General features: G+C 38.0%; 20 protein-coding genes and 1 other annotated feature. Of the genes, 4 read left to right on the top strand and 16 right to left on the bottom strand.

Features of this window, described 5'->3' with window-relative positions:
* Nucleotides 1-20: 20 nt before the first annotated feature.
* The 5 genes from ACOAOT_RS00100 to ACOAOT_RS00080 form a co-directional block, all read right to left on the bottom strand.
* Complete coding sequence (locus tag ACOAOT_RS00100; protein WP_420215077.1) at nucleotides 21-1,010, bottom strand: GNAT family N-acetyltransferase; 990 nt, start codon at nucleotides 1,008-1,010, stop codon at nucleotides 21-23.
* A complete protein-coding gene (gene rsgA, locus ACOAOT_RS00095; RefSeq protein ID WP_420215076.1) occupies nucleotides 1,011-1,991 on the bottom strand; it encodes a ribosome small subunit-dependent GTPase A in 981 nt (326 codons plus the stop codon).
* Nucleotides 1,992-2,417: 426 nt separating this feature from the next.
* Nucleotides 2,418-2,543, bottom strand: a complete 126-nt coding sequence (locus ACOAOT_RS00090) for a hypothetical protein (RefSeq protein WP_420216626.1) — start codon at nucleotides 2,541-2,543, stop codon at nucleotides 2,418-2,420.
* A complete protein-coding gene (gene tyrS / locus ACOAOT_RS00085; protein ID WP_420215075.1) occupies nucleotides 2,540-3,628 on the bottom strand; it encodes a tyrosine--tRNA ligase in 1,089 nt (362 codons plus the stop codon). The genes ACOAOT_RS00090 and tyrS overlap by 4 nt, the downstream gene beginning before the upstream one ends.
* 111 nt (nucleotides 3,629-3,739) lie before the next feature.
* Nucleotides 3,740-3,992, bottom strand: a binding site (T-box leader).
* A gap of 78 nt (nucleotides 3,993-4,070) precedes the next feature.
* The gene (locus ACOAOT_RS00080; protein ID WP_420215074.1) at nucleotides 4,071-5,120 is read right to left on the bottom strand and encodes a glycoside hydrolase family 5 protein; all 1,050 of its coding nucleotides are present in this window, start codon (nucleotides 5,118-5,120) and stop codon (nucleotides 4,071-4,073) included.
* Nucleotides 5,121-5,257: 137 nt separating this feature from the next.
* On the opposite strand from ACOAOT_RS00080, the gene ACOAOT_RS00075 reads away from it, so the two are divergent.
* Nucleotides 5,258-6,010: an AraC family transcriptional regulator gene (locus ACOAOT_RS00075; protein WP_420215073.1), complete on the top strand. Its 753-nt coding sequence runs from the start codon at nucleotides 5,258-5,260 to the stop codon at nucleotides 6,008-6,010.
* On the opposite strand, the gene ACOAOT_RS00070 is transcribed toward ACOAOT_RS00075, so the two are convergent.
* From ACOAOT_RS00070 to ACOAOT_RS00060, 3 genes are all read right to left on the bottom strand, one after another.
* The gene (locus ACOAOT_RS00070; protein WP_420215072.1) at nucleotides 6,007-6,813 is read right to left on the bottom strand and encodes a flavodoxin family protein; all 807 of its coding nucleotides are present in this window, start codon (nucleotides 6,811-6,813) and stop codon (nucleotides 6,007-6,009) included. The two genes, ACOAOT_RS00075 and ACOAOT_RS00070, sit on opposite strands and share 4 nt — an antisense overlap.
* 86 nt (nucleotides 6,814-6,899) lie before the next feature.
* The gene (locus tag ACOAOT_RS00065; protein WP_420215071.1) at nucleotides 6,900-7,487 is read right to left on the bottom strand and encodes a PadR family transcriptional regulator; all 588 of its coding nucleotides are present in this window, start codon (nucleotides 7,485-7,487) and stop codon (nucleotides 6,900-6,902) included.
* A 70-nt stretch (nucleotides 7,488-7,557) separates the two neighbouring features.
* Nucleotides 7,558-8,103 (bottom strand): TetR/AcrR family transcriptional regulator, encoded by a 546-nt coding sequence (locus tag ACOAOT_RS00060; protein ID WP_420215070.1) that lies wholly within the window; start codon nucleotides 8,101-8,103, stop codon nucleotides 7,558-7,560.
* Between the two features lie 140 nt (nucleotides 8,104-8,243).
* On the opposite strand from ACOAOT_RS00060, the gene ACOAOT_RS00055 reads away from it, so the two are divergent.
* Complete coding sequence (locus ACOAOT_RS00055) at nucleotides 8,244-9,380, top strand: alpha/beta hydrolase family protein (protein ID WP_420215069.1); 1,137 nt, start codon at nucleotides 8,244-8,246, stop codon at nucleotides 9,378-9,380.
* On the opposite strand, the gene ACOAOT_RS00050 is transcribed toward ACOAOT_RS00055, so the two are convergent.
* Nucleotides 9,377-10,048, bottom strand: coding sequence for an HAD family hydrolase (locus ACOAOT_RS00050; protein ID WP_420215068.1), 672 nt, complete (start codon nucleotides 10,046-10,048; stop codon nucleotides 9,377-9,379). The genes ACOAOT_RS00055 and ACOAOT_RS00050 overlap by 4 nt on opposite strands.
* Before the next feature lie 58 nt (nucleotides 10,049-10,106).
* Nucleotides 10,107-11,453 carry an MATE family efflux transporter gene (locus ACOAOT_RS00045; RefSeq protein WP_420215067.1) on the bottom strand — a complete coding sequence of 449 codons (1,347 nt, stop codon included), beginning with the start codon at nucleotides 11,451-11,453 and terminating at the stop codon, nucleotides 10,107-10,109.
* Nucleotides 11,454-11,607: 154 nt separating this feature from the next.
* Here ACOAOT_RS00045 and ACOAOT_RS00040 point away from each other — a divergent pair, with 154 nt between their 5' ends.
* Nucleotides 11,608-12,510: an AraC family transcriptional regulator gene (locus ACOAOT_RS00040; protein ID WP_420215066.1), complete on the top strand. Its 903-nt coding sequence runs from the start codon at nucleotides 11,608-11,610 to the stop codon at nucleotides 12,508-12,510.
* Between the two features lie 11 nt (nucleotides 12,511-12,521).
* On the opposite strand, the gene ACOAOT_RS00035 is transcribed toward ACOAOT_RS00040, so the two are convergent.
* The 5 genes from ACOAOT_RS00035 to ACOAOT_RS00015 all read right to left on the bottom strand — a co-directional run bounded on the left by ACOAOT_RS00035 (nucleotide 12,522) and on the right by ACOAOT_RS00015 (nucleotide 17,058).
* Complete coding sequence (locus tag ACOAOT_RS00035; RefSeq protein WP_420215065.1) at nucleotides 12,522-13,544, bottom strand: transglutaminase domain-containing protein; 1,023 nt, start codon at nucleotides 13,542-13,544, stop codon at nucleotides 12,522-12,524.
* 38 nt (nucleotides 13,545-13,582) lie between these two features.
* On the bottom strand, nucleotides 13,583-14,119 hold the full coding sequence (locus ACOAOT_RS00030; protein WP_420215064.1) for a DUF6323 family protein: 537 nt from the start codon (nucleotides 14,117-14,119) through the stop codon (nucleotides 13,583-13,585).
* Nucleotides 14,120-14,243: 124 nt separating this feature from the next.
* Nucleotides 14,244-15,929 (bottom strand): ABC transporter ATP-binding protein, encoded by a 1,686-nt coding sequence (locus tag ACOAOT_RS00025; RefSeq protein ID WP_420215063.1) that lies wholly within the window; start codon nucleotides 15,927-15,929, stop codon nucleotides 14,244-14,246.
* A 230-nt stretch (nucleotides 15,930-16,159) separates the two neighbouring features.
* Entirely contained in the window at nucleotides 16,160-16,435 is a 276-nt protein-coding gene (locus ACOAOT_RS00020) for a type II toxin-antitoxin system Phd/YefM family antitoxin (protein ID WP_420215062.1), read from the bottom strand.
* Between the two features lie 410 nt (nucleotides 16,436-16,845).
* Complete coding sequence (locus ACOAOT_RS00015; protein ID WP_420215061.1) at nucleotides 16,846-17,058, bottom strand: hypothetical protein; 213 nt, start codon at nucleotides 17,056-17,058, stop codon at nucleotides 16,846-16,848.
* A 193-nt stretch (nucleotides 17,059-17,251) separates the two neighbouring features.
* Between ACOAOT_RS00015 and ACOAOT_RS00010 the strand changes: the two genes are divergently transcribed.
* The gene (locus ACOAOT_RS00010) at nucleotides 17,252-17,659 is read left to right on the top strand and encodes a hypothetical protein (RefSeq protein ID WP_420215060.1); all 408 of its coding nucleotides are present in this window, start codon (nucleotides 17,252-17,254) and stop codon (nucleotides 17,657-17,659) included.
* 187 nt (nucleotides 17,660-17,846) lie between these two features.
* Here ACOAOT_RS00010 and ACOAOT_RS00005 read toward each other — a convergent pair whose 3' ends face one another.
* On the bottom strand, nucleotides 17,847-18,467 hold the full coding sequence (locus tag ACOAOT_RS00005) for an N-acetylmuramoyl-L-alanine amidase (protein WP_420215059.1): 621 nt from the start codon (nucleotides 18,465-18,467) through the stop codon (nucleotides 17,847-17,849).
* Nucleotides 18,468-18,755 lie beyond the last annotated feature (288 nt).

Here is an 18,755-nt window from a genome sequence, read left to right as displayed (position 1 = left end):
TTATCCACTATTGTACTATTTTACAGGTGAGATATCCACTCTTTTCTCAGATAAGATTCATAACCAATGATCCGTTCATCGATCCTGCGATGATAGCTGTAAGTGTAATTCTTAAAATGCTTCCCCCAGAAACGGAGTGCGTTTGGATTTAATGTTTCGCAGTCCACCCCCAGATAACGGATTCCTTCCTTTTTGCACACATTGCAGATATAATACAGCAAATCATCCGCCACATGGGTTCCCCGATATTCTTCTTTTACAAATGCACCGCAAATATTTTTCATGGATTCCGTTTCGCTGATAAATGTTTCCCCTTTGTCTTGTATCGACATGTATCCGATTACCGCTTCCTCTTTCAGGGCTGCAAATATACGGGTTTGTTCTTTTGGAAAATGCATCATATATTGCCGGATATCTGTTGGGAAAAAAATGGGCGAATCAGACATATGCTTTACTAATCCATATCTTAAATCAAGAATGCGTCCTTTATCATCTCCAATCAGCTCTGTAAAAGTAAAATCATTATGAAAAATATCCCTTAACTCAAATTCATTTAAATCCATAACAGCATCGCTGCACCGGATACCAAAACCATTTAATACCAGAGACCGGTCTACAAAAGGATCATCTGCATACCTGCTCAGGGCAACACTGGTAACTCCGGCCTCCTTTAATAATTGCTCCATTCCCGCTTCCATCAGCTTTGAGCAAAGTCTGCCCCTGTCATGACCGGAAAAGGCATTTCCGCCCAATGGAGAATAAGCTCCCCTGCAGGTTCCAAAGTACCCATCTATGGGTCCTGTAAATGCAAGATACCCGGCCATCTCCCCTTCACACATAGCAACTACTCCATAGTTTTTACGGAATAAACCAGTGATCAGTCCCCGTAACTGTTTCGTAACGTCAATTACCGGCAATTGCTTTATCTGTCTGCACTCATTTTCATATTCTCCTATTGCTAACTTCAATGCTTCTTCCACATGAACTTCTTCTGCTCTAATAATCTTCATTTACCATTCTCCCCTGCTTTTTTTATTACACTTCTTTTTAATAACAGCCTGCTTCCGGCTTTCCTTCGTTGCCTGAAACTTAGACTCTTTTTGGATTTTCCAGTAATTTTTCCACCTTTTTTCAGTCAATGTCCCCTCTTTCAGTGCCTGAGCAACTGCACATCCCGGTTCCCCGTTGTGGGTACAGTTACTAAATCTGCACTGTATTATTAAATCATTGATATCCGTAAAGCTGAAATCCATACCGTCATCCACAATCCACATTCCCAGTTCCCGCATCCCCGGTGTATCAATAATCCTGGCTCCATTATCCATTACGAACAGCTGGCGGTGAGTTGTTGTATGATGCCCTTTTGAATCATCTTCTCTGATTTCTCCAGTTTCCATAAGCTCTTTTCCCAGCAGATAATTGGTGAAGGTGGATTTTCCCACCCCTGATGACCCTAGGAATACAGTGGTCTTTTCAGGCATCAGATATTTTTTTAACTGTTCCATGCCTTCCCCCGTCACAGCACTTACCACACAGACATCAACACCCAGCGCAATCTGATTTACCAGTTCCACTTTTTCCTGAATATCTTCTGCAATATCTGCTTTCGTAAGGACAATAACAGGCTTCCCCCCACTTTGCCACGAGACGGTCAGATAACGCTCCAGCCGCTTTAAATTAAAATCATAATTCAGAGACATTAAAATAAAGACATAATCAAAATTAGCTGCTACAATCTGCTCTCCCATTCCCACATCAGGATCTTTCCTGGAAAATGCAGTCTTTCGTTCCAGTGTCTTAATAATCAGACAGTCACCCAGAGGATTATACTCTAACTCTACATTGTCACCAACCGTTGGGAATTCTTCCTCGCAATGATCCGTATAATATATTCCCGCCTTTAACCTGGCATACAGATCTTCCCCGTTTGCTCTCACCTCATAACGTTCCCTGTGAACTGCCGTGATAAAACCAATCATTTTTTCTTTCAAAAACAACCTCTCTTCCTGTTTTCTGTCAGTAAACGAATTACCAACGATTAAAAAAGGGCATAAAAATGCCGCGGTAATAGCCCTTATGAGCTGTCACTGCGGTTGGCTTTCCAAAAAAAGGCACAAAAAAAACACATCTTATCGTGTGTTTAACAGAGTTAAGCGATATATAAGAGTCTAAAAGCGGCATACAAAACATGTCTGTTATCCATATGCCCAATATTCAGTTATTCTTTCATTACCTCTTTCACAAATAATGCATTTGACATATCACATTCTCCTTTCAAGACCACTGATGGGTTATTTTGGTAATAACACTTCCAATTACACTTAAGATAACACATATTTTACCCATCGTCAATCATTACTTTTATACCTCCCACCAGAAACTGGTGAGAGGTCACTGAGAAGTACACAGTTATCAAATTATTTATTGATTTTTACAAATCGTTTTTTGCCAATCTTCATGACATCGCTATTAATCAAAACACTATTTATTTCATCCTCTTCCAATTTTTCACCGTTAATCTGGATTCCACCTTGTCTTATCAGGCGAATAAATTCACTTTTGCTCTTATATATCCCAGCTCAATCAGTCCCGGAATGCTGTCATTTACCGTATCTTTCTCCAAATCCAGGAGCAAGATGGGAATATCATTTGGGATTGCTTTTTTACTAAACGCCATTTCATAGTAAGCAATTGCGTTTTGCACCTCTAGTGCATTGTGGTACAGCCCAGTAATGATTTTTGCCAGTTGATACTTAATATCCCTCGGATTGACTCCATTTTCCAGATCGGCTTTTACCCTGTCAATTTCGTCCGGGTGTTCATCAGTGGTCAGCTCGTAATATTTAATGATCAGATCATCTGGCACTTCCATCACCTTTTTAAACATCACTTCTGCCGGCTCACTCACTCCGATATAATTTCCCAGGCTTTTACTCATTTTCTCTATGCCATCAAGTCCTTCAAGAATTGGCATAAATAAAGCGATTTGCTGGTCAGTTCCCATAGACTTTTGAAGCGTTCGCCCCATCAAAATGTTAAAGGTCTGATCTGTCCCCCCTAATTCAATGTCTGCTTTTATTTCTACAGAATCATAAGCCTGCATCAGCGGGTAAAAAAATTCATGGATTCCAATGGGAACACCATTCTTATAACGGTTCTGGAAATCATCCCGTTCCAGCATCCTGGCAACCGTAGACGTTGCAGCCAGTTTTATCACATCTTCAAAATTCAGCTTTGAAAGCCACTCACTGTTGAATCTTACCATTGTTTTTTCTTTGTCCAGTATTTTAAATATCTGTTCGCAGTAAGTCAGTGCATTTTCCTTTACTTTTTCGTCGGTCAATGCAACTCTTCCTTTTGATTTCCCAGTAGGATCTCCAATCCTGCCTGTAAAATCCCCGATTATAATAACTGCCTGATGTCCAAGCTCCTGCATCTGTCTGATCTTTCTTAAAACCACAGCATGACCAAGATGAATATCTGGTGCGGAAGGATCAAGTCCTAATTTAATGGTCAGCGGCTTTTCCTGTTTATAGGATTGTTCCAGTCTGGCAAGAAGCTCCTCCTCATTTACGCACTGGTGAACCCCTTTGCAGATAATACGCATTTGCTCCTTTGGTGTTAACATAACTCAAATTCTCCTTGTAATATTATTATTAATATTTGCATGCCTGATAAGAAATCCAGAAAAAAAGAGCTGAGTTAAATCAAATTAAAAAAACTCCCGTCCTTCTGTTACCAAAAGGACGAGAGTGACTCTCGTGTTACCACCTTAAGTTTATAGACAACTCACATTGTCTACCTCATCGGGTACGGCCATGGCGATACCCTTGCACCTGATTACGGTGTGCTCTCCGTCGCAGCCTACTTCTTAAATCGGTTCGGTGCGCAGCTCCAAGATGTATTCACACTTTCTATCCATGAGCCTCTCATCAACCGGCATCTTTCTGTTTGGAATTGAAAATGCTACTCTTTCTTTTCATAGCCTTTTCTTATACTCCGAATTATATATAATTCTTTGTAATGCAAATATTTAATTGAACAAATATTATCATGCTTTTTTTGTTTCGTCAAGCCTCAGTTTGACAGCTGCATAACGGTTCCTGGGTCCATATCTGTATTATTTCTTCCCTGATGTCATCATAATGCTTACCTGTCAGTCCAAAATCCATTTCTTTGTAAGTCCATATGGAACAGCCAATCTGATACTTCTCAAATATATCATGTACGTCACGGAACCAGCGCAGTGTGTCCGGAACAGGTGCCTGATCTATCACACCAAACTCTCCGCAGTACAGCTGAGTACCAGCTTTTTGTGCAGCCAGAACTGCTCCCTTCACCATTATCTCTAAAAACTCTTTGCCAATTGTCTCGGCTGTTGAGTTTAGGACTGCTTCCCCCTGTTCTCCCAGTACGGCAGACTGTAAGCGATAATATTCCATGCTTTCGGGATAAAAAACATCCTTTTGTGGGTCCATCTGTTTGACCCAATGTGCCTTTTGGTGGGTAAATAAAAGGGGCTCGTAAAAGTGAAAAGTAAAGATAATATTTTTATCTACCGGTTTTTTCAGTAATTTCAATGTACTTGCGCTGTTCCACTGAATACCGCCATAAATTATGGGTACAAATAAATCAATTTTACGTATGGCCGTCACCGTTTTGTCAATCAGGTCATTCCAAAGCAACGCATTTTCCTTTTCTACAACCTCGTTGAGCAATTCAAAAGCGACGTTGTCATAGTTTTTAAATTCCGTTGCAATCCTCTCCCAAAGATTCACAAAACGTTCCTGTAAATAAGCATTATGAAACAGATCATTTTTCTCCCTGTCCCCTGCATTATTAAAATCATAGCCATACGCTTTGTGAAGATCAAGGATTACATCCAGCTTATTTGCCCTGCAACAGTCACAGATACAATGAACCAGCCGGTAACCTTCCTCTTTGGGATTGCCTTCCTGATCTTCCAGAACTTCGTAATCAATGGGAAGGCGGATATGATCAAATCCCCATGCTGCAATCTGCTCAATATCCGCTTTTCCGATAAATGTACTGTAATGTTGCATATTGTGAGTGCACTGAGATAAATATCCCCCTAAATTTAACCCTCTTTTCAGTTTCATATCGCTTTACTACCTTTCCTTTCAGATAATTTTATACTATCTGATCTGACTTGCAAATGATATCATTTTCTTTTCTTTTATGTCGTTTTCATGATATAATATTAAAAGAAAATAACGGTGCTATGGAGGGTCTTCCCATGAATATAAAAAAAGAACTGGCATTTCAGGAATTTGTAAGAAGAGAAAATAATTTAATCCGCGCTCCTTATACACCTGAGCAGGAATTTTATTCCGTCATAAAATCAGGAAACACCACAAAAGTTCGGGAACTTTGCCAGGAATCCCTTTTATTAAAGAATGGACTGGGCATTCTTTCGTTTAATCACCTTCAAAATATAAAATATCATTTTGTTATCACTGCTGCACTGGTGGCCAGATATTGTATGGAGGGAGGAATGGAACTGTCAACAGCCTTCAGTCTCAGCGATTTTTATATACAAAAAGCGGATAGCTGTATGAAACCGGAAGAAGTTGCCGCGCTGCATCCCATTATGTGTCTGGACTATGCAAAACGCATGAAATTTATAAGAAAAAATAAAGCAACCTCAAGACATATAGCGGCATCCATTGACTATATCTGCGACAATCTTCATACCCGGATCACCATAGAAACACTTGCTTCTGCCATCGGATTAAACTCCTCCTATCTATCCCGCCTGTTCAAAAAAGAAGTAGGTATGACAGTCAGCCAGTATATCAGGGATAAAAAAATAGAGACTGCCAGTAATATGCTGATTTATTCCGACTACTCCCCCTCGCAGATCGCCTCTATATTGGCGTTTCCCAATCAGAGCTATTTTACAGAGATATTTCATAAAAAAACTGGAATGACTCCTCTCAAATATCGTAATCTCAACTTTCGAAATACAGAGATTGGAATTGAGGATTAGGTGTCTGAAGATAATTTTTTTCCAAGCATATCAACGAGCCTTTTCATCACTTTTCCAAAGAAACGTTTTACTAGATTTATATCCGCATCAAAAAAGTAAGGAGCATCAATCCAGCCCTTATCTCTCCAGTAAATACGATCTGCATCTGATGTATATATTTTACTTCGCAGACAGTTAAATAGAAATATATCATAGAATGTGGGTACTCTTTTATCTCTCTGCCCCATTATTTCATACAACTTTTTTGCCAGGCTTTTTATTCTCTTCTGCCCTTTTGCATATACGCGCTTATTAAATTTAAAAGTACCTTTGGGTTCTCTATTTTCGAAATACATAGGGGAAATAATCTGTACATCACCCACCAGATCCATTGCCCAACCAGATACTGTCATTTTTAAGTACTTGTAAACCTGTTTGCTCCCTCCTCCATCCGTGGTAACTACAATAAGTGCCGGTTTCCCACAAAGCTCCGGCCTGTGAAATAAATAAGACAAACGATCAATAAACAGTTTCATCTGTCCCGTAACCTGATAGGCATAGACTGGACTGGATAGAATAATTGCATCTGCATTTTTCATCTTCTCTTTTATTGACCCGATCTCATCATCCTTACAGGGACATAATAATTCACTTTTTTGAAAGCAGATGGCGCAGCCCCTGCATTCTGAAATATGGGACTGGCTTAATTGTAAATACTCGAACTCAATCCCAGAATCATACTTCTTTAATTCATTCAAAATCTCCATGCAGACCTGAAAACTATCTTTCCTCCTGGGACTTCCTGAAATAACCAAAACATTCATTTCCCGCTCCTTACTATCCAACGTTGGATATATAGATATTTTTTTGCACCAAAACCATAGTTTCGTTTTGGTGCATGATTCACAATTTAGCATTCATAATTCATAAAGTTTGTTTCTTTAATCAACGCTATAATCTCATCTGTTTCCTGAATGATTTTGTCCAGATTGTCTAACATCAGTCTATGCCAGTTTATCTGACTTTCTATGGTTGTTATCATATAATCCAAAGTAATTACTTCCATGGAACAGGGGTTTTGCTCCTTCTCTTTTCTCCAGTCATTAATCCGGCTTTTCTGCACTTTTAAATCACCCATATGGTTTTCCACGCATTGAATGATCTCTTCCTTCTGAAGGCTGGCAATTATGGGATATAAAAGAAATTTTTCCGATGCTGCTCCCTGCAAAGGCCTGCCCAACTCCTTGTATGCCAATATCTTAAGTACGTCTCTGCCATTTTGTGTTATTTCATAAATCTGCTTTTTCTTTTCTCCTTCTTCTGGTTTATCAATCATGCAGATATATCCGTCTTTTTCTAATTTTTTAATAGCATAATAAATAGAACCGGATTTTATGTTATTCCATTCAGACATACGATTGAGACTAATAAACCTCTGAATTTCATAGCCATGTGTCGGCTTAATACTAAAAAAGAATAGAATGAATAATTGTACCATGAAAAACACCTCATCTGTAATGATAAAGTAATTATATATCCAACGTTGGATATAATCAAGTTTTTTATTATTAAATCAGAGCAATGTGAAGTGCACCGTCCAGGATTGACTTTATCTGCTCTGGTGATAGCTTCATTCCATCTTCCACCCATCTGATCAGCATTCCATTTAAACCGCCTAGGCTGTAGGATAGGCAATAGGAACGTGTCATATCATTAAGTTCTATATCTGGTTTTACTTTTTGAAAAACAGCCGGGGCTATTTCTCCAGATATACGATAAATTATTTCCAGCATTTTATTTTTTTTAAGCAGGTTTAAAAAAATCTCATGCTGTTTCCAGAATTCAAAATATAAAGCAGCAACTTCCGTATAGTGGTGGGGAGACGTTTCGGTCACCATATGAATAAATCCCCCTGCCAGCATACTCATATATCCATCTAAAATATCCTCCCTGGTATTATATAAACGATAGAAGGTTCTGCGCGACAGTCCCGCTTCCTGACAGATCTGAGTTACCGTAATCATAGAGAAATCATACGTCTCCATCAGCTTAATTAAACCGTCCATCAGCATCCTTTTCGACTGTAGTGCAATTCTGTAATTCATTTTATTCATGTGATACTCCCCTAATCTGTCACGATTCCTTTGAATCTGTAACACAATAATGAATGCCATTGTAAAGTCCATCTCCATTCATTATAATAAGTCTCGTAATATGCGTCAATTGTAATACATTAGAATTGGAGGCGTAGAAGATGACTTATATAAAAAATATAACAGGAATTCAACAGCTTGATTTTCAAATAAACCGGGTAATTGCTTACGGGGATTCCGCCGGCGATGCAAAGAAAATTATTGAAAAAACCCGTGGCATCAAAGATCTGACAACATGGTTTCAGGTCTGGTCTGATCTGGGTAATTACTACAGCAATACGTCCCAACATTTGCGTACTGCTTATGCTTACAGAATGGCAGAATTTTTTCTAAATGAAGATCACCCACAAAAAAATCATATGTATGAAGAGTCTTATAAATATTTTCATATGGCATTCAGGCAAATGGGACTAAACTATACGGTACATGAAATATCTTTTATGAATACATACATACACAGTCTCTGTTTTAAAAGTGAAAGTGAAAAAAATATTGTATTAATATGCGGCGGCTACGATTCCTTTATTGAAGAATTTGTCCCTGCTATCCTTGACTTTGCAAACAATGGTTATACTGTCATACTTTTTGAAGGGGGAGGACAGGGAAAAACATTAAAAAATGGTCTTACATTCATGGCCGACTGGGAAAAACCGACTTCCTGCGTGCTGGATTATTATAATATAAATTCCTGTACCATGGTTGGTATCTCATGGGGCGGATATCTTGCAGTCAGGGCTGCCGCCTTTGAGCCTAGGATCGAAGCAGTGGTTGCCTTTGATGTACTTGAAAATGGTTTTCTCTGTATGACTGACATGTTCCCATCCATTATAAAACCTATGGTAAGGTATTTTGTACTTCAAGAGAAAAAAAGAATCTCCAACCGGATTCTTCAAATTCTCAGAAAGAAAAGCCTGATTGCCGATTGGGCTATGATGCAGGGAATGTACATAACAGGAACTAAAACACCCTATGATTTTTACAGAGAGTTATTAAATCACTCTTTGCCCAAGGATATATGTGACAAACTGACCTGCCATGTACTACTGCTTGCCGGGGAAAAGGATCACTACATCCCAAATGATCAGTTTTACCGCCTTTCAAATAAAATCAGACATGCTAAAAGTCTCACCACAAGGATGTTTACAGAAGCAGAGGGTGGGGAACAGCACTGTCAGACAGGGAATTACCAGTTAGCAGTTGACGAGATACTGAATTGGATAAATCAACGAAAAAACTAATTTGCCGTTTCCCTGACGGTTTTCTGATGTAGATATAATATCACTTCTAATAAAGATGGCAGGATCATTTCCGTCATTTTTTGATATTTTATGTTTGGTTTTTTTATGTCCGGTACACAGATCACAGGAATCCTGGCTGAGTATGAAGCCTGAATTCCTGCCTCGCTATCTTCCAGTACAAGACATTTTTCAGGATCAACCTTTAGTTTTTTACATGCTTTCAAAAATATATCCGGATTGGGTTTTCCCCTTTCAACTTCTGTACCAAACACCATTTCATCAAAGTAACCATCTATTCCATGTTGTACCAAAGCATATAATGCTCTGTCTTTGGTACTGGATGATGCCAACGCAATTTTATATTGATTATTCTTTAAATAATCCAACAACTCTCTGACACCCGGTTTTAACGAAACACCTTTTATAAAATACTCTTTCTCCCGTGATAACGTGTAATCCAGTCCTTCCTGTACAGAAATCGGAAGCTGGTAAAGATCCACCAGAGTTTCCATATTCCCCAGTTCTGTTTTTCCACTATAGTTTTGCGCATAATTCTCTATGGTAAAAGAGTGTCCATATTTGTTTAGTAGCTCCTGGTATAATTGATATGATATTACTTCACTATCAATTAACAATCCGTCCAAATCAAAAATAACTGCTTCCATCATGCTCTGTTCCTCTCTCTTTTTAAATAATTTTATTCTCCTGCTGAAATCCGGGTCTCACTCAGGAAAATTCCCTGCGGTAAATAAATGGAGCTGCTAAAATAACAAGCGCGCAAATCACCCATAAAACGGGTTCACAGACACACACAGCTATGTACCCCCACACAGGCACAATCCAAAGTGAAAACCAGACTTTTCCAATCAGTTCGATAACACTGCATAACAGAGGTATTACCGGATGCCCCATTCCCTGCAAGGCACTCCGCATGATTACCAAAAAAGCCATAGGCGGAATCATCGGAATACTAATTTGAAGGTAAAGCACTGCACTGGAAACAATTTCCGTACTGCTGCTCCCTGTAATTAACTTTATTGCATTTTCCGCAAACAGAAAGGTAAATGTTATAGCAAACAGCCACCAGATGCCATAGATCAGCAAAGATGTCTTAATACCTTTTGTAATTCGGGAACGGCAGTTGGCTCCATAGTTCTGGCTGGAATAAGTAGCAATACTTACTGCAAGGGCAAGACCCGGATTATAGAACAATTCGGCCAAACGGCGGGCTCCCATCTGAGCAGCAATATAAGCGCTGCCAAGGGCATTGATACTGCTTTGTAAAACAACGCTGCCGATATTATAAATCGTATTCATAAGCGCCATACTAAGCCCGGTCCATAGCAATTTCATAACAAAACCCCGCTTTACCTTTATATCATTTTTATGGATACGAAGTTCCTGATAGTTTTTGACTATATAAATAAAACATAGAACAGCACTGATTCCCTGGGCAGATACAGTTGCCAACGCTGCTCCCTGTACCCCCATTGCCAGGTTTCCCATAAACAAAAAATCCAGTCCCACATTCAATACACTACTAAAAAGAAGAAACAGCAGTGGAGTAACGCTGTTGCCAACCGCCTGAAGCAAGCTGAATTCCAGATTATAAGCCATGGACAGAGGTATCCCTGCCAGTATAATGGTAAAGTAACAAAGTGCTCCATCTAATGTATCTTCCGGAACTTGTATCTTCAATAAAAGCAAATGCCTCACCATAAAAAAACCGGCTGTAAGAGCTGCTGCAAAGATGCCGGAGATAATTGCCATCCAGCAAACAGACTGTTTCATTTCCTTTTGTTCCCCAGCACCAAAATACTTGCTTACAATTAAGGCCATACCATTATTTAATCCAAAAGCAAAATTAATAATCATGCTATAAAGTGCCACAGTGGCACCAATTTGCGCCAAAGCACCGTCACCAAGCAGGTGCCCTGCTATAGAAGTATCCGCCAGACTATAGAACTGCTGCAACAGATTTCCGAAGAAAAGCGGCAGAGAAAAACGTAAAAGTAAATGAAACGGGCTGCCTTGTGTCATATCAAGAACGCGACTTTTGTAATTCGTCACCATAAAAAACCTACCTCTCTGATATACGACTGAAGCATAAATGAAAGCTTACGATTTACCTGTTATTTTTAAACTTATTATAACCGCAAATTCAAGTTGCTGCTTTCACAGAAACGTCATATACTATAAAAAAAACGACAAAAAGGGAGAGGCTTTTATGATACGAAATAGTTGTTTTGTTTCAACGGATTGTAGCAGAAAGGAATTGCTGGAACACGACTCACAGCTCTTCAATCTCCTTGCCAACGAAGGTGATATTCATCAGTACATTGCCAGCTGTATCCCTTCCCACTGGCACTGTGAATTGGAAATTATTATGTTATTGCAGGGCAGTATACAGATCCAAATCAAAGACAATACCTATTACCTGGAATCCGGAGAAGGGTGCTTTATCAATACTGGTGTACTGCATTCCCTTACTGCCGTTGTGCCATCCCCTTGTGTATATCATTCTTTTGTATTTGATCACGGGATTGCAAGTGGTACACCTGGCAGTATATTCGATACGAAGTATGTTCGTCCTTTACTAGATACAGGACCAGATTTTCTAAAATTCACAACGGTTGCAGGAGATAACCCATTTTTTCAACAGTTTGAAATTGCTTTTACTGCCTGTACAGAGGAAAATTACGGATATGAATTTCAAGTTCGGGAAGCACTGACAAATATTTTGCTTTATGCAAAGGAAAAGCATCAGATCAGCCCCTCCCGCAGAATGCCGACTCTTCAGGAATCCCGTATAAAGCAAATGTTAGAATGGATTAATAATAATTTAAGATGTGTGATAACAGTAAAGGAAATTGCAGATACAGCAAATATCTGTACAAGAGAATGTCAGAGAATATTTAGCCAGTATCTGCATTACAGCCCCATGGAATATATCCAGCATAAGCGGCTTTTAAAAGCTGCAGAGCTGCTTTCCGCCACAGATGCCTTGATTACTGAAATTGCTTTAGACTGTGGTTTTTCCAGCTCCAGCTATTTTTCAAAGCAGTTCAAATCATTGGTTGGCGCCACCCCCACCCAGTACCGCGCTGCAATACAGAAAAACCGGCTCTAATATGAAGTTTACTAGGGAGTCGCATCATTTTCCTCTTCGTATGCATCCTCCATTTTCACCGAATCTTCCATCTGCTCCTCAAGGAACTTCACACGGATAACTGCCTGAGGCCAGTTAATAGAAATCTGACTATGTCTGCTTTTCCCCCTGGCTTCTCCTGCTATTATTTGCAATAGTTCCTCCATAACAGTCTTCGTGAGATATCCGCCTCGCCAATGAAAGGTGAAGACTTTCCCTTTCTTGATTGCCTGCTGGCATCGCTTGGCTATCTCTTCCATTTTGGTGAAAGAAAGTTTTTTGTCCTTGTAATAGAAATGATCTCCATCTCCGCACGCCGGAATCATAGATATCACAGGTTCATGATCCTTGAAAATCCCCTTATCATCCAGGTTAAAATAGTCATACCTCAGTTCTTTTTTTCCTAATGTATTATCAAATGTGGCGTCCAGATGATACCACATCCCATTGATCCGAACCACGTTCCAGGCGTGCCTGTATTTGATGTTCTTTTCCGGATTGTTTTCTGAAATAACAACAATACAGGGAATGGAAAGCCGGTCACAAAGGATCTTTACCGACTTTGCAATTCCCTCACAAACGCCCACTCCCTGCCCCAAAGGACCCAGGATCTCATGGGAATACTGTTTTTTCAGCTTATCATAAGTAACATTTTCACAGATAAAATCATGAATGTATTGTTCTTTCTCCCAATCACTTTTATCTTTCACCACCCTGGCAAGCTTCTCCACTCTGGCGGTCATTGCCACCTGATGTTCTTTAATCTTATTCTTATCAAATAAATAAACCGGCTTCATCTTTACCAGTGTGGAGTTATCGTAAAAGGAGTATTGAAAAGTAGAAGCATAAAATATCTCCGGACAATCCAATCTTAACTTAAAAAAGATATCGCTCAGCTCAGCCCCATCGATTCTTTGAACATCAAAGCTCTGTGAAAGTGACTCCAGGCCGCTCTTAATGACCTGGTAAATTCTTTGTTGCTGCTTATTCATCTGACTATAGTAATATGGTTCCATTTAATATATCTCCTGTTCTATCTCAACCCCTATACGCACTACCCCCAGCAAAGTTCTTTCAGCGTCTGTAAATACAGATCTTTATCCCACCTCTGAACAATGTCAATCTTGGAAAACTCTCCCTTACCCTGGGTAATCTTATACCCCTTGTAACCAGCCCTGATTGCCTCACTGAATATTTCAAGACAAGTGCTTTCCAGATATTCCAGATCCCCATAGCAAATATCTTCAAATTGTTCTTTCATAAAATTAAGCAGCTCTTCATCTGTAATCTCATCCTGCATTTCATTCTTATACAGAAAAAATACTTCCTGGAGTCGGATCAACGTATCCAAATAATTATCCTGTGAAATAAATGCAGAATCGCAGAAGATATATATAATCTGTGGAATCACGCTCTGGCCAAATTCAACTCTGCGTTCTGCTTTCAGCGTATGGTTTTTCTCTTCAATCAAAAGTCCCGTATCTTCTTCCGATAATTGAAGCCCATATTTTGATGTATACTGGTTCGTTTCCTGTATCTGCTTCATCCACTGCTGCCGATTCATGACCTCAAGCCAATTTTGCTCATCCATATACATACCTCCATTCGTGTAAGTAGTATATCCCTTTTGGGCTGAATTTTGTAGTCTTGAGTTTTAACCGTTTTCATGGTAAAATATAAGTGTAGAGAGGAGATTATCCTCTCTACAAATTCGTTTACTGCATGCTCTTATGATACAAGTCAGAAAAATACATTCCATTCTTTAATAGTTCATCAAATGTTCCCTGCTCAACAATATACCCATCGTAAAACACAATAATCCGGTCAAAATTTATGATGGAGGTCAGTCGGTGTGAAATTGCTATGACCGTCTTCTCTGACAAAAGATTCAAGACTTCATTCATAACAGCCTCTTCCGTTATATTATCCAAGGCAGAAGTCGCTTCATCCAGTATAACTACATTGTTTTTTTGAAACCACAGTCTGGCTAATGCCAGCCTCTGCCTTTCACCTCCGGATAATATCATACCACGTTCACCGATAAGCGTATCAATTCCATTATCCATTTTTGACACAGAATCATCCAACCTCATTTTCTTTAATATTTCCCGGATGTATTGGTCATTTTGATTCTGGTTATGAACAATATTTTCCCTTACGGTACCGTCAAATACCGGAGCCTCCTGTGAGATATAGCTTACATTTTTATACAGACTCTCCAGACAAATGTCCCTTAGTTCATTACCATCTATCTGAATACTGCCAGAATCATATTTTAATAATCCTAATAAGAGTTTAATCAGTGTTGTCTTTCCGGAACCACTGCTCCCCACAAGCGCTATTTTTTCCCCCTTGTGAATCTCAACATTCAAATTATTAATGACTTTCTTGTTATTATATTGAAAGCAAAGATTTGTTATTTTAATTTCGCCTTGTTGTACTTTAACACTCTTTCCTTTCTCTAATTGCTCATCCTCTTTCATGTCAAGAATTTTTTCAAATCTGCTGTATGTAGCCTTATCCAGTTTATACTGGACAGTTAATACATTAAAGATCGCAATTGGTGTATAGGCATTTTCAACCAGAGAAATAAGTGCCACTGAGGTTCCGATAGAAACAGATTGATTCAACCAGGCGTACACAAGGATTCCTACATTTAGAAATGCCACAAGTATTGCGAATATGGTGAAGAATGCTTCATGGATCATATTCATCTTTACTTTAGATTTTATAATCTCATTTTTCGACTTTATTGCCTTTTCTATTTCATAAGGGAATCGGCAGCTCATTCGGAATGTCACCATCTCCATAAATCCACGGACCAGATAATGATTCATCATTTCTTCATTGCACAAGATTTTTTCTTTGATTGAATATAGTAACTTCAGTAGTAAATTCGTTGTGATAAATACAAAAACATAACCGAACAATATTAAATAAGTGATAAACGGGTTCAATTTCCATATAAAAAAGATGCTGAATAAAATAGTTGGCATTAATTGTCTGCAAACGCATAACCAATAATCAAAAATAATTCCTTTTCCTGCATTTGCCCCATTCTCAATGCTTTGTGTAAGCTTTCCTGTACCCAAAGTTTGATACTCAATATACTGGATTTTACTAACCTTTTTTAAAGCCTGTACTTTAAAATCCAGATAAATTCCATTTCGAAGCTTTTGCTTAGGATATTCGTCAAAATAATTTAACAAGTAAAAACTAATTAATACAATTCCATATACCACAATAGTATTTAATCTGATTGTGTGATTATTGAACTCATCAATTATTTTTTGAAAATATTTTATTTTATAGTTTGTTAAAAATGCAATTAATAAACCTGTTATAACGTATAAGGCAATCGCCTTTTTATTCTCTTTTATGATTTCTTTTATTTGGCTCATTCCTGTACTCCTTTTTTATTTAAACTGAAAAGGGTCAGTACAGTTGAGACTGTTAACATATTTTAAAATTTACCTCAGCACAATCTGCTAACAGATTATATCAACTGTACTGAGTAGTTACCTCGGATGCTTTTCAAAAGGATACACCGCCTGTCTTTGATAATTATATTCATTTACCTGGGAGCTAATTTATATTAGTCTATATTAATATAATCAGCCCATCCATTTTTTTAAATGCCTTTTTTATCTGCTTCTACCTCAGGAAGATCATAAGTGGATATCATTCCATTTTCTAACTGAGCCTTTGATTCCATTAACCAATCATAATAACTTTTATTTCCCTTTACAAATATATTTTCAATCATATTGTTATAGGATTCTTCAGATAGCATAATAACATTTTTGTTACCCTTTCTTGTAACTGTTATTGTCTCATAGTCATCTGTGATTTTATCCATATATGTCTTCATATTATCTCTTAACGTTGTATAGTTGACTGCCAGCATAAAAGCACCTCTCTCTGGTACAGATGTCTGTACGGCAATAGTAATATTATATATTCACTTTTATATTAGTATACTACATAAGAAAAAATAGTGATATAGAGATTTATCTTACTACTATCTCTTTTTATATTTGTATCTTATGTTATCTACTAGTCTATATACTTTCTATCAAGAAGCTGTATCAATTCTAAAGTATTCTCTTTTATCAAATCCAGAGATCTATTATCATAAATCACTTCAATTCCACTGCTTAGTAACTCCTCATATATATTATTTGCAATTTTTTTTCAGCATTTTCATCAGATCGAACCGCACAAATATGAACTTGCCAAGGTGCGATTACCATAGGCCATATTGGACCAAATTCATCATGATGGGCCTCACAAACTGATGCAGCCAGTCTACCGATATTAATCGCGTAATACCATACTAGGATATTGTGTAGTTCCTTCTTCATCAGCATAAGTCATATTCATAGATTTAGTATATTTTGTTCCAAGCTGAAATATATTACCTACTTCAACTCCACAAGAAATTGAGATGGATCTTTTACCACAGCATAGGCAAATACCACCATCTTGAATTTTGGCAAGTTCATGAAAAGTAGCATTTTCTATAATCAATATTTAATATTCTCTTATATAGTCTTGCGACAAGTTAGCGACATAGCTTTTACTACATTTCAACTACTTAACATAAGCTATTTTTGAAGTAAAATTGACTGACTAAGAAATATTTGTCAAACATTGTTGACATCTGATTTTGGATATGTAATAATAGATACGTAGAATCACGTTTTTGAAAGGGGATATTAATATGAAAGCAACATACCAAGAGTTTATCGAGTCAAACCCAAATTACAGAAAGTATGAATTTAATAAAGAGGCAAGAGAAATTTTCGAAAATATCTTATCAAAAGACACCAACATTATTTCAATGATTGAAGCATCTGAAACAGGCAAGCCTGCATTAACAGCATGTGTTCTGGAAATTGAAAATTATTATGATAATTCTCCAGTAAAAGAGTTTGATTTAGAAGACAACTTTACAAAACAAGGTCTTGGACGAATGGTTAAAAAAATACTAGAGCCGTTCGGTTATACCGTGGTGGGTCAAAAGGATATGCCGAAAGCTCTAAACACACGCTATGTTGTATCAGCAAGTACATATAAGCTTACAGAAACACCAAAACTAAAAATTGTAAAAACCATAGTTAATTGCTAAGGTTTAGCATAATCATATAAAGCCCCAAAAAATAAAGTCCCGAAACACTGTGTTTCGGGACTTTTGTAAACTTTAAAATTATCTCTTTGGACTCTGTGAACGCCCATTAATAGGCGCTTTTTTTATGCTTTGCAAGTTACAAGTATATTACCATTATAGTCTTGTGTATTCTCACGCCGCCCCGCCATTATAATTCCGTACAGTAATCAAGTGCTATCCAGCCTGCTCCACTCTTTAATTTTCCCCAGCCTTTCACGCTGCCTTTTCCCTCTTTCTCTTCTGTAATAGTAAATGTACCTTTTCCTGTGCTTTCCCCTGTCGCTGCATAATTTGTGCCCGCTCCTGTTCGTATGCGTAGGTTTAAAATATCAACCTTAACCTTATATGGCGTTTTTATCTCCGCTGCCTTTACCTCGCCTTGGCTGCTGTTGTTATCCCCAGCATATTTGTTGTAATAAATCGCCCCGTATTCAGCCCTCTTTTTCTTCACTATTTCGCTCTGGTCTGCTGGCTTCTCGTAGCCAGTTAATACCGCATCAGATGCAGCCTGCACCGTTCCTGCTCCCTTTAACGCTGTTATAGCTCCGCAATGCCATGCTATGTTAGCATCTTCCACGCTCTGCCATATCTCCCCGTCAAACCCAATAAAATAATGAGCTGACGCATTGCGGTTGCTACCAGCGTAATATTGGCAATTTGCTCTTGCACCGCCCTGCGCTCCTACGTAGTGAATGACAATATACTTTATTCTTGAAATGCTGCCCGTATTGTGGTTGTATCCCGTTAATAATAGATTAATTGATTTCATATATTTACCGCCTTTCTGCATAAAATAAGCGCCTGCGGTTTCCCGTAAGCGCTTAAGTTTGTCTACAAACTTCAATTTTACTGTTCTTTTTATAAACTGACTACTATTTATATCATCTTAGTAAGTCGATAAACTGAAATTTTTATAGATTTTATTTTCTTCTCTTTTTAAAAAAAATATTATATAAATAGCTTCTTAGTGTAAACGATTTTACATCACTAGGTAAAATCTGTAGCATTTCTTTTTTTTCACTTATTAAATCTTTTATTACTTCTTGGTCATAATAAT

The organism is Lacrimispora struthionigena, assembly GCF_048627165.1.
Lineage (GTDB): Bacteria > Bacillota > Clostridia > Lachnospirales > Lachnospiraceae > Lacrimispora.
The sequence above is the reverse complement of the archived record's forward strand: the minus strand, read 5'-3'. Positions and strand labels throughout refer to the sequence as shown.

Coding starts and splice junctions, on each gene's coding strand:
- ACOAOT_RS00100 (WP_420215077.1), bottom strand. CDS start 1,010: ATGAAGATTATTAGAGCAGAAGAAGTTCATGTGGAAGAAGCATTGAAG.
- tyrS (WP_420215075.1), bottom strand. CDS start 3,628: ATGTTAACACCAAAGGAGCAAATGCGTATTATCTGCAAAGGGGTTCAC.
- ACOAOT_RS00080 (WP_420215074.1), bottom strand. CDS start 5,120: ATGAAACTGAAAAGAGGGTTAAATTTAGGGGGATATTTATCTCAGTGC.
- ACOAOT_RS00075 (WP_420215073.1), top strand. CDS start 5,258: ATGAATATAAAAAAAGAACTGGCATTTCAGGAATTTGTAAGAAGAGAA.
- ACOAOT_RS00070 (WP_420215072.1), bottom strand. CDS start 6,813: ATGAATGTTTTGGTTATTTCAGGAAGTCCCAGGAGGAAAGATAGTTTT.
- ACOAOT_RS00065 (WP_420215071.1), bottom strand. CDS start 7,487: ATGGTACAATTATTCATTCTATTCTTTTTTAGTATTAAGCCGACACAT.
- ACOAOT_RS00060 (WP_420215070.1), bottom strand. CDS start 8,103: ATGAATAAAATGAATTACAGAATTGCACTACAGTCGAAAAGGATGCTG.
- ACOAOT_RS00055 (WP_420215069.1), top strand. CDS start 8,244: ATGACTTATATAAAAAATATAACAGGAATTCAACAGCTTGATTTTCAA.
- ACOAOT_RS00050 (WP_420215068.1), bottom strand. CDS start 10,048: ATGATGGAAGCAGTTATTTTTGATTTGGACGGATTGTTAATTGATAGT.
- ACOAOT_RS00045 (WP_420215067.1), bottom strand. CDS start 11,453: ATGGTGACGAATTACAAAAGTCGCGTTCTTGATATGACACAAGGCAGC.
- ACOAOT_RS00040 (WP_420215066.1), top strand. CDS start 11,608: ATGATACGAAATAGTTGTTTTGTTTCAACGGATTGTAGCAGAAAGGAA.
- ACOAOT_RS00035 (WP_420215065.1), bottom strand. CDS start 13,544: ATGGAACCATATTACTATAGTCAGATGAATAAGCAGCAACAAAGAATT.
- ACOAOT_RS00030 (WP_420215064.1), bottom strand. CDS start 14,119: ATGGATGAGCAAAATTGGCTTGAGGTCATGAATCGGCAGCAGTGGATG.
- ACOAOT_RS00025 (WP_420215063.1), bottom strand. CDS start 15,929: ATGAGCCAAATAAAAGAAATCATAAAAGAGAATAAAAAGGCGATTGCC.
- ACOAOT_RS00020 (WP_420215062.1), bottom strand. CDS start 16,435: ATGCTGGCAGTCAACTATACAACGTTAAGAGATAATATGAAGACATAT.
- ACOAOT_RS00010 (WP_420215060.1), top strand. CDS start 17,252: ATGAAAGCAACATACCAAGAGTTTATCGAGTCAAACCCAAATTACAGA.
- ACOAOT_RS00005 (WP_420215059.1), bottom strand. CDS start 18,467: ATGAAATCAATTAATCTATTATTAACGGGATACAACCACAATACGGGC.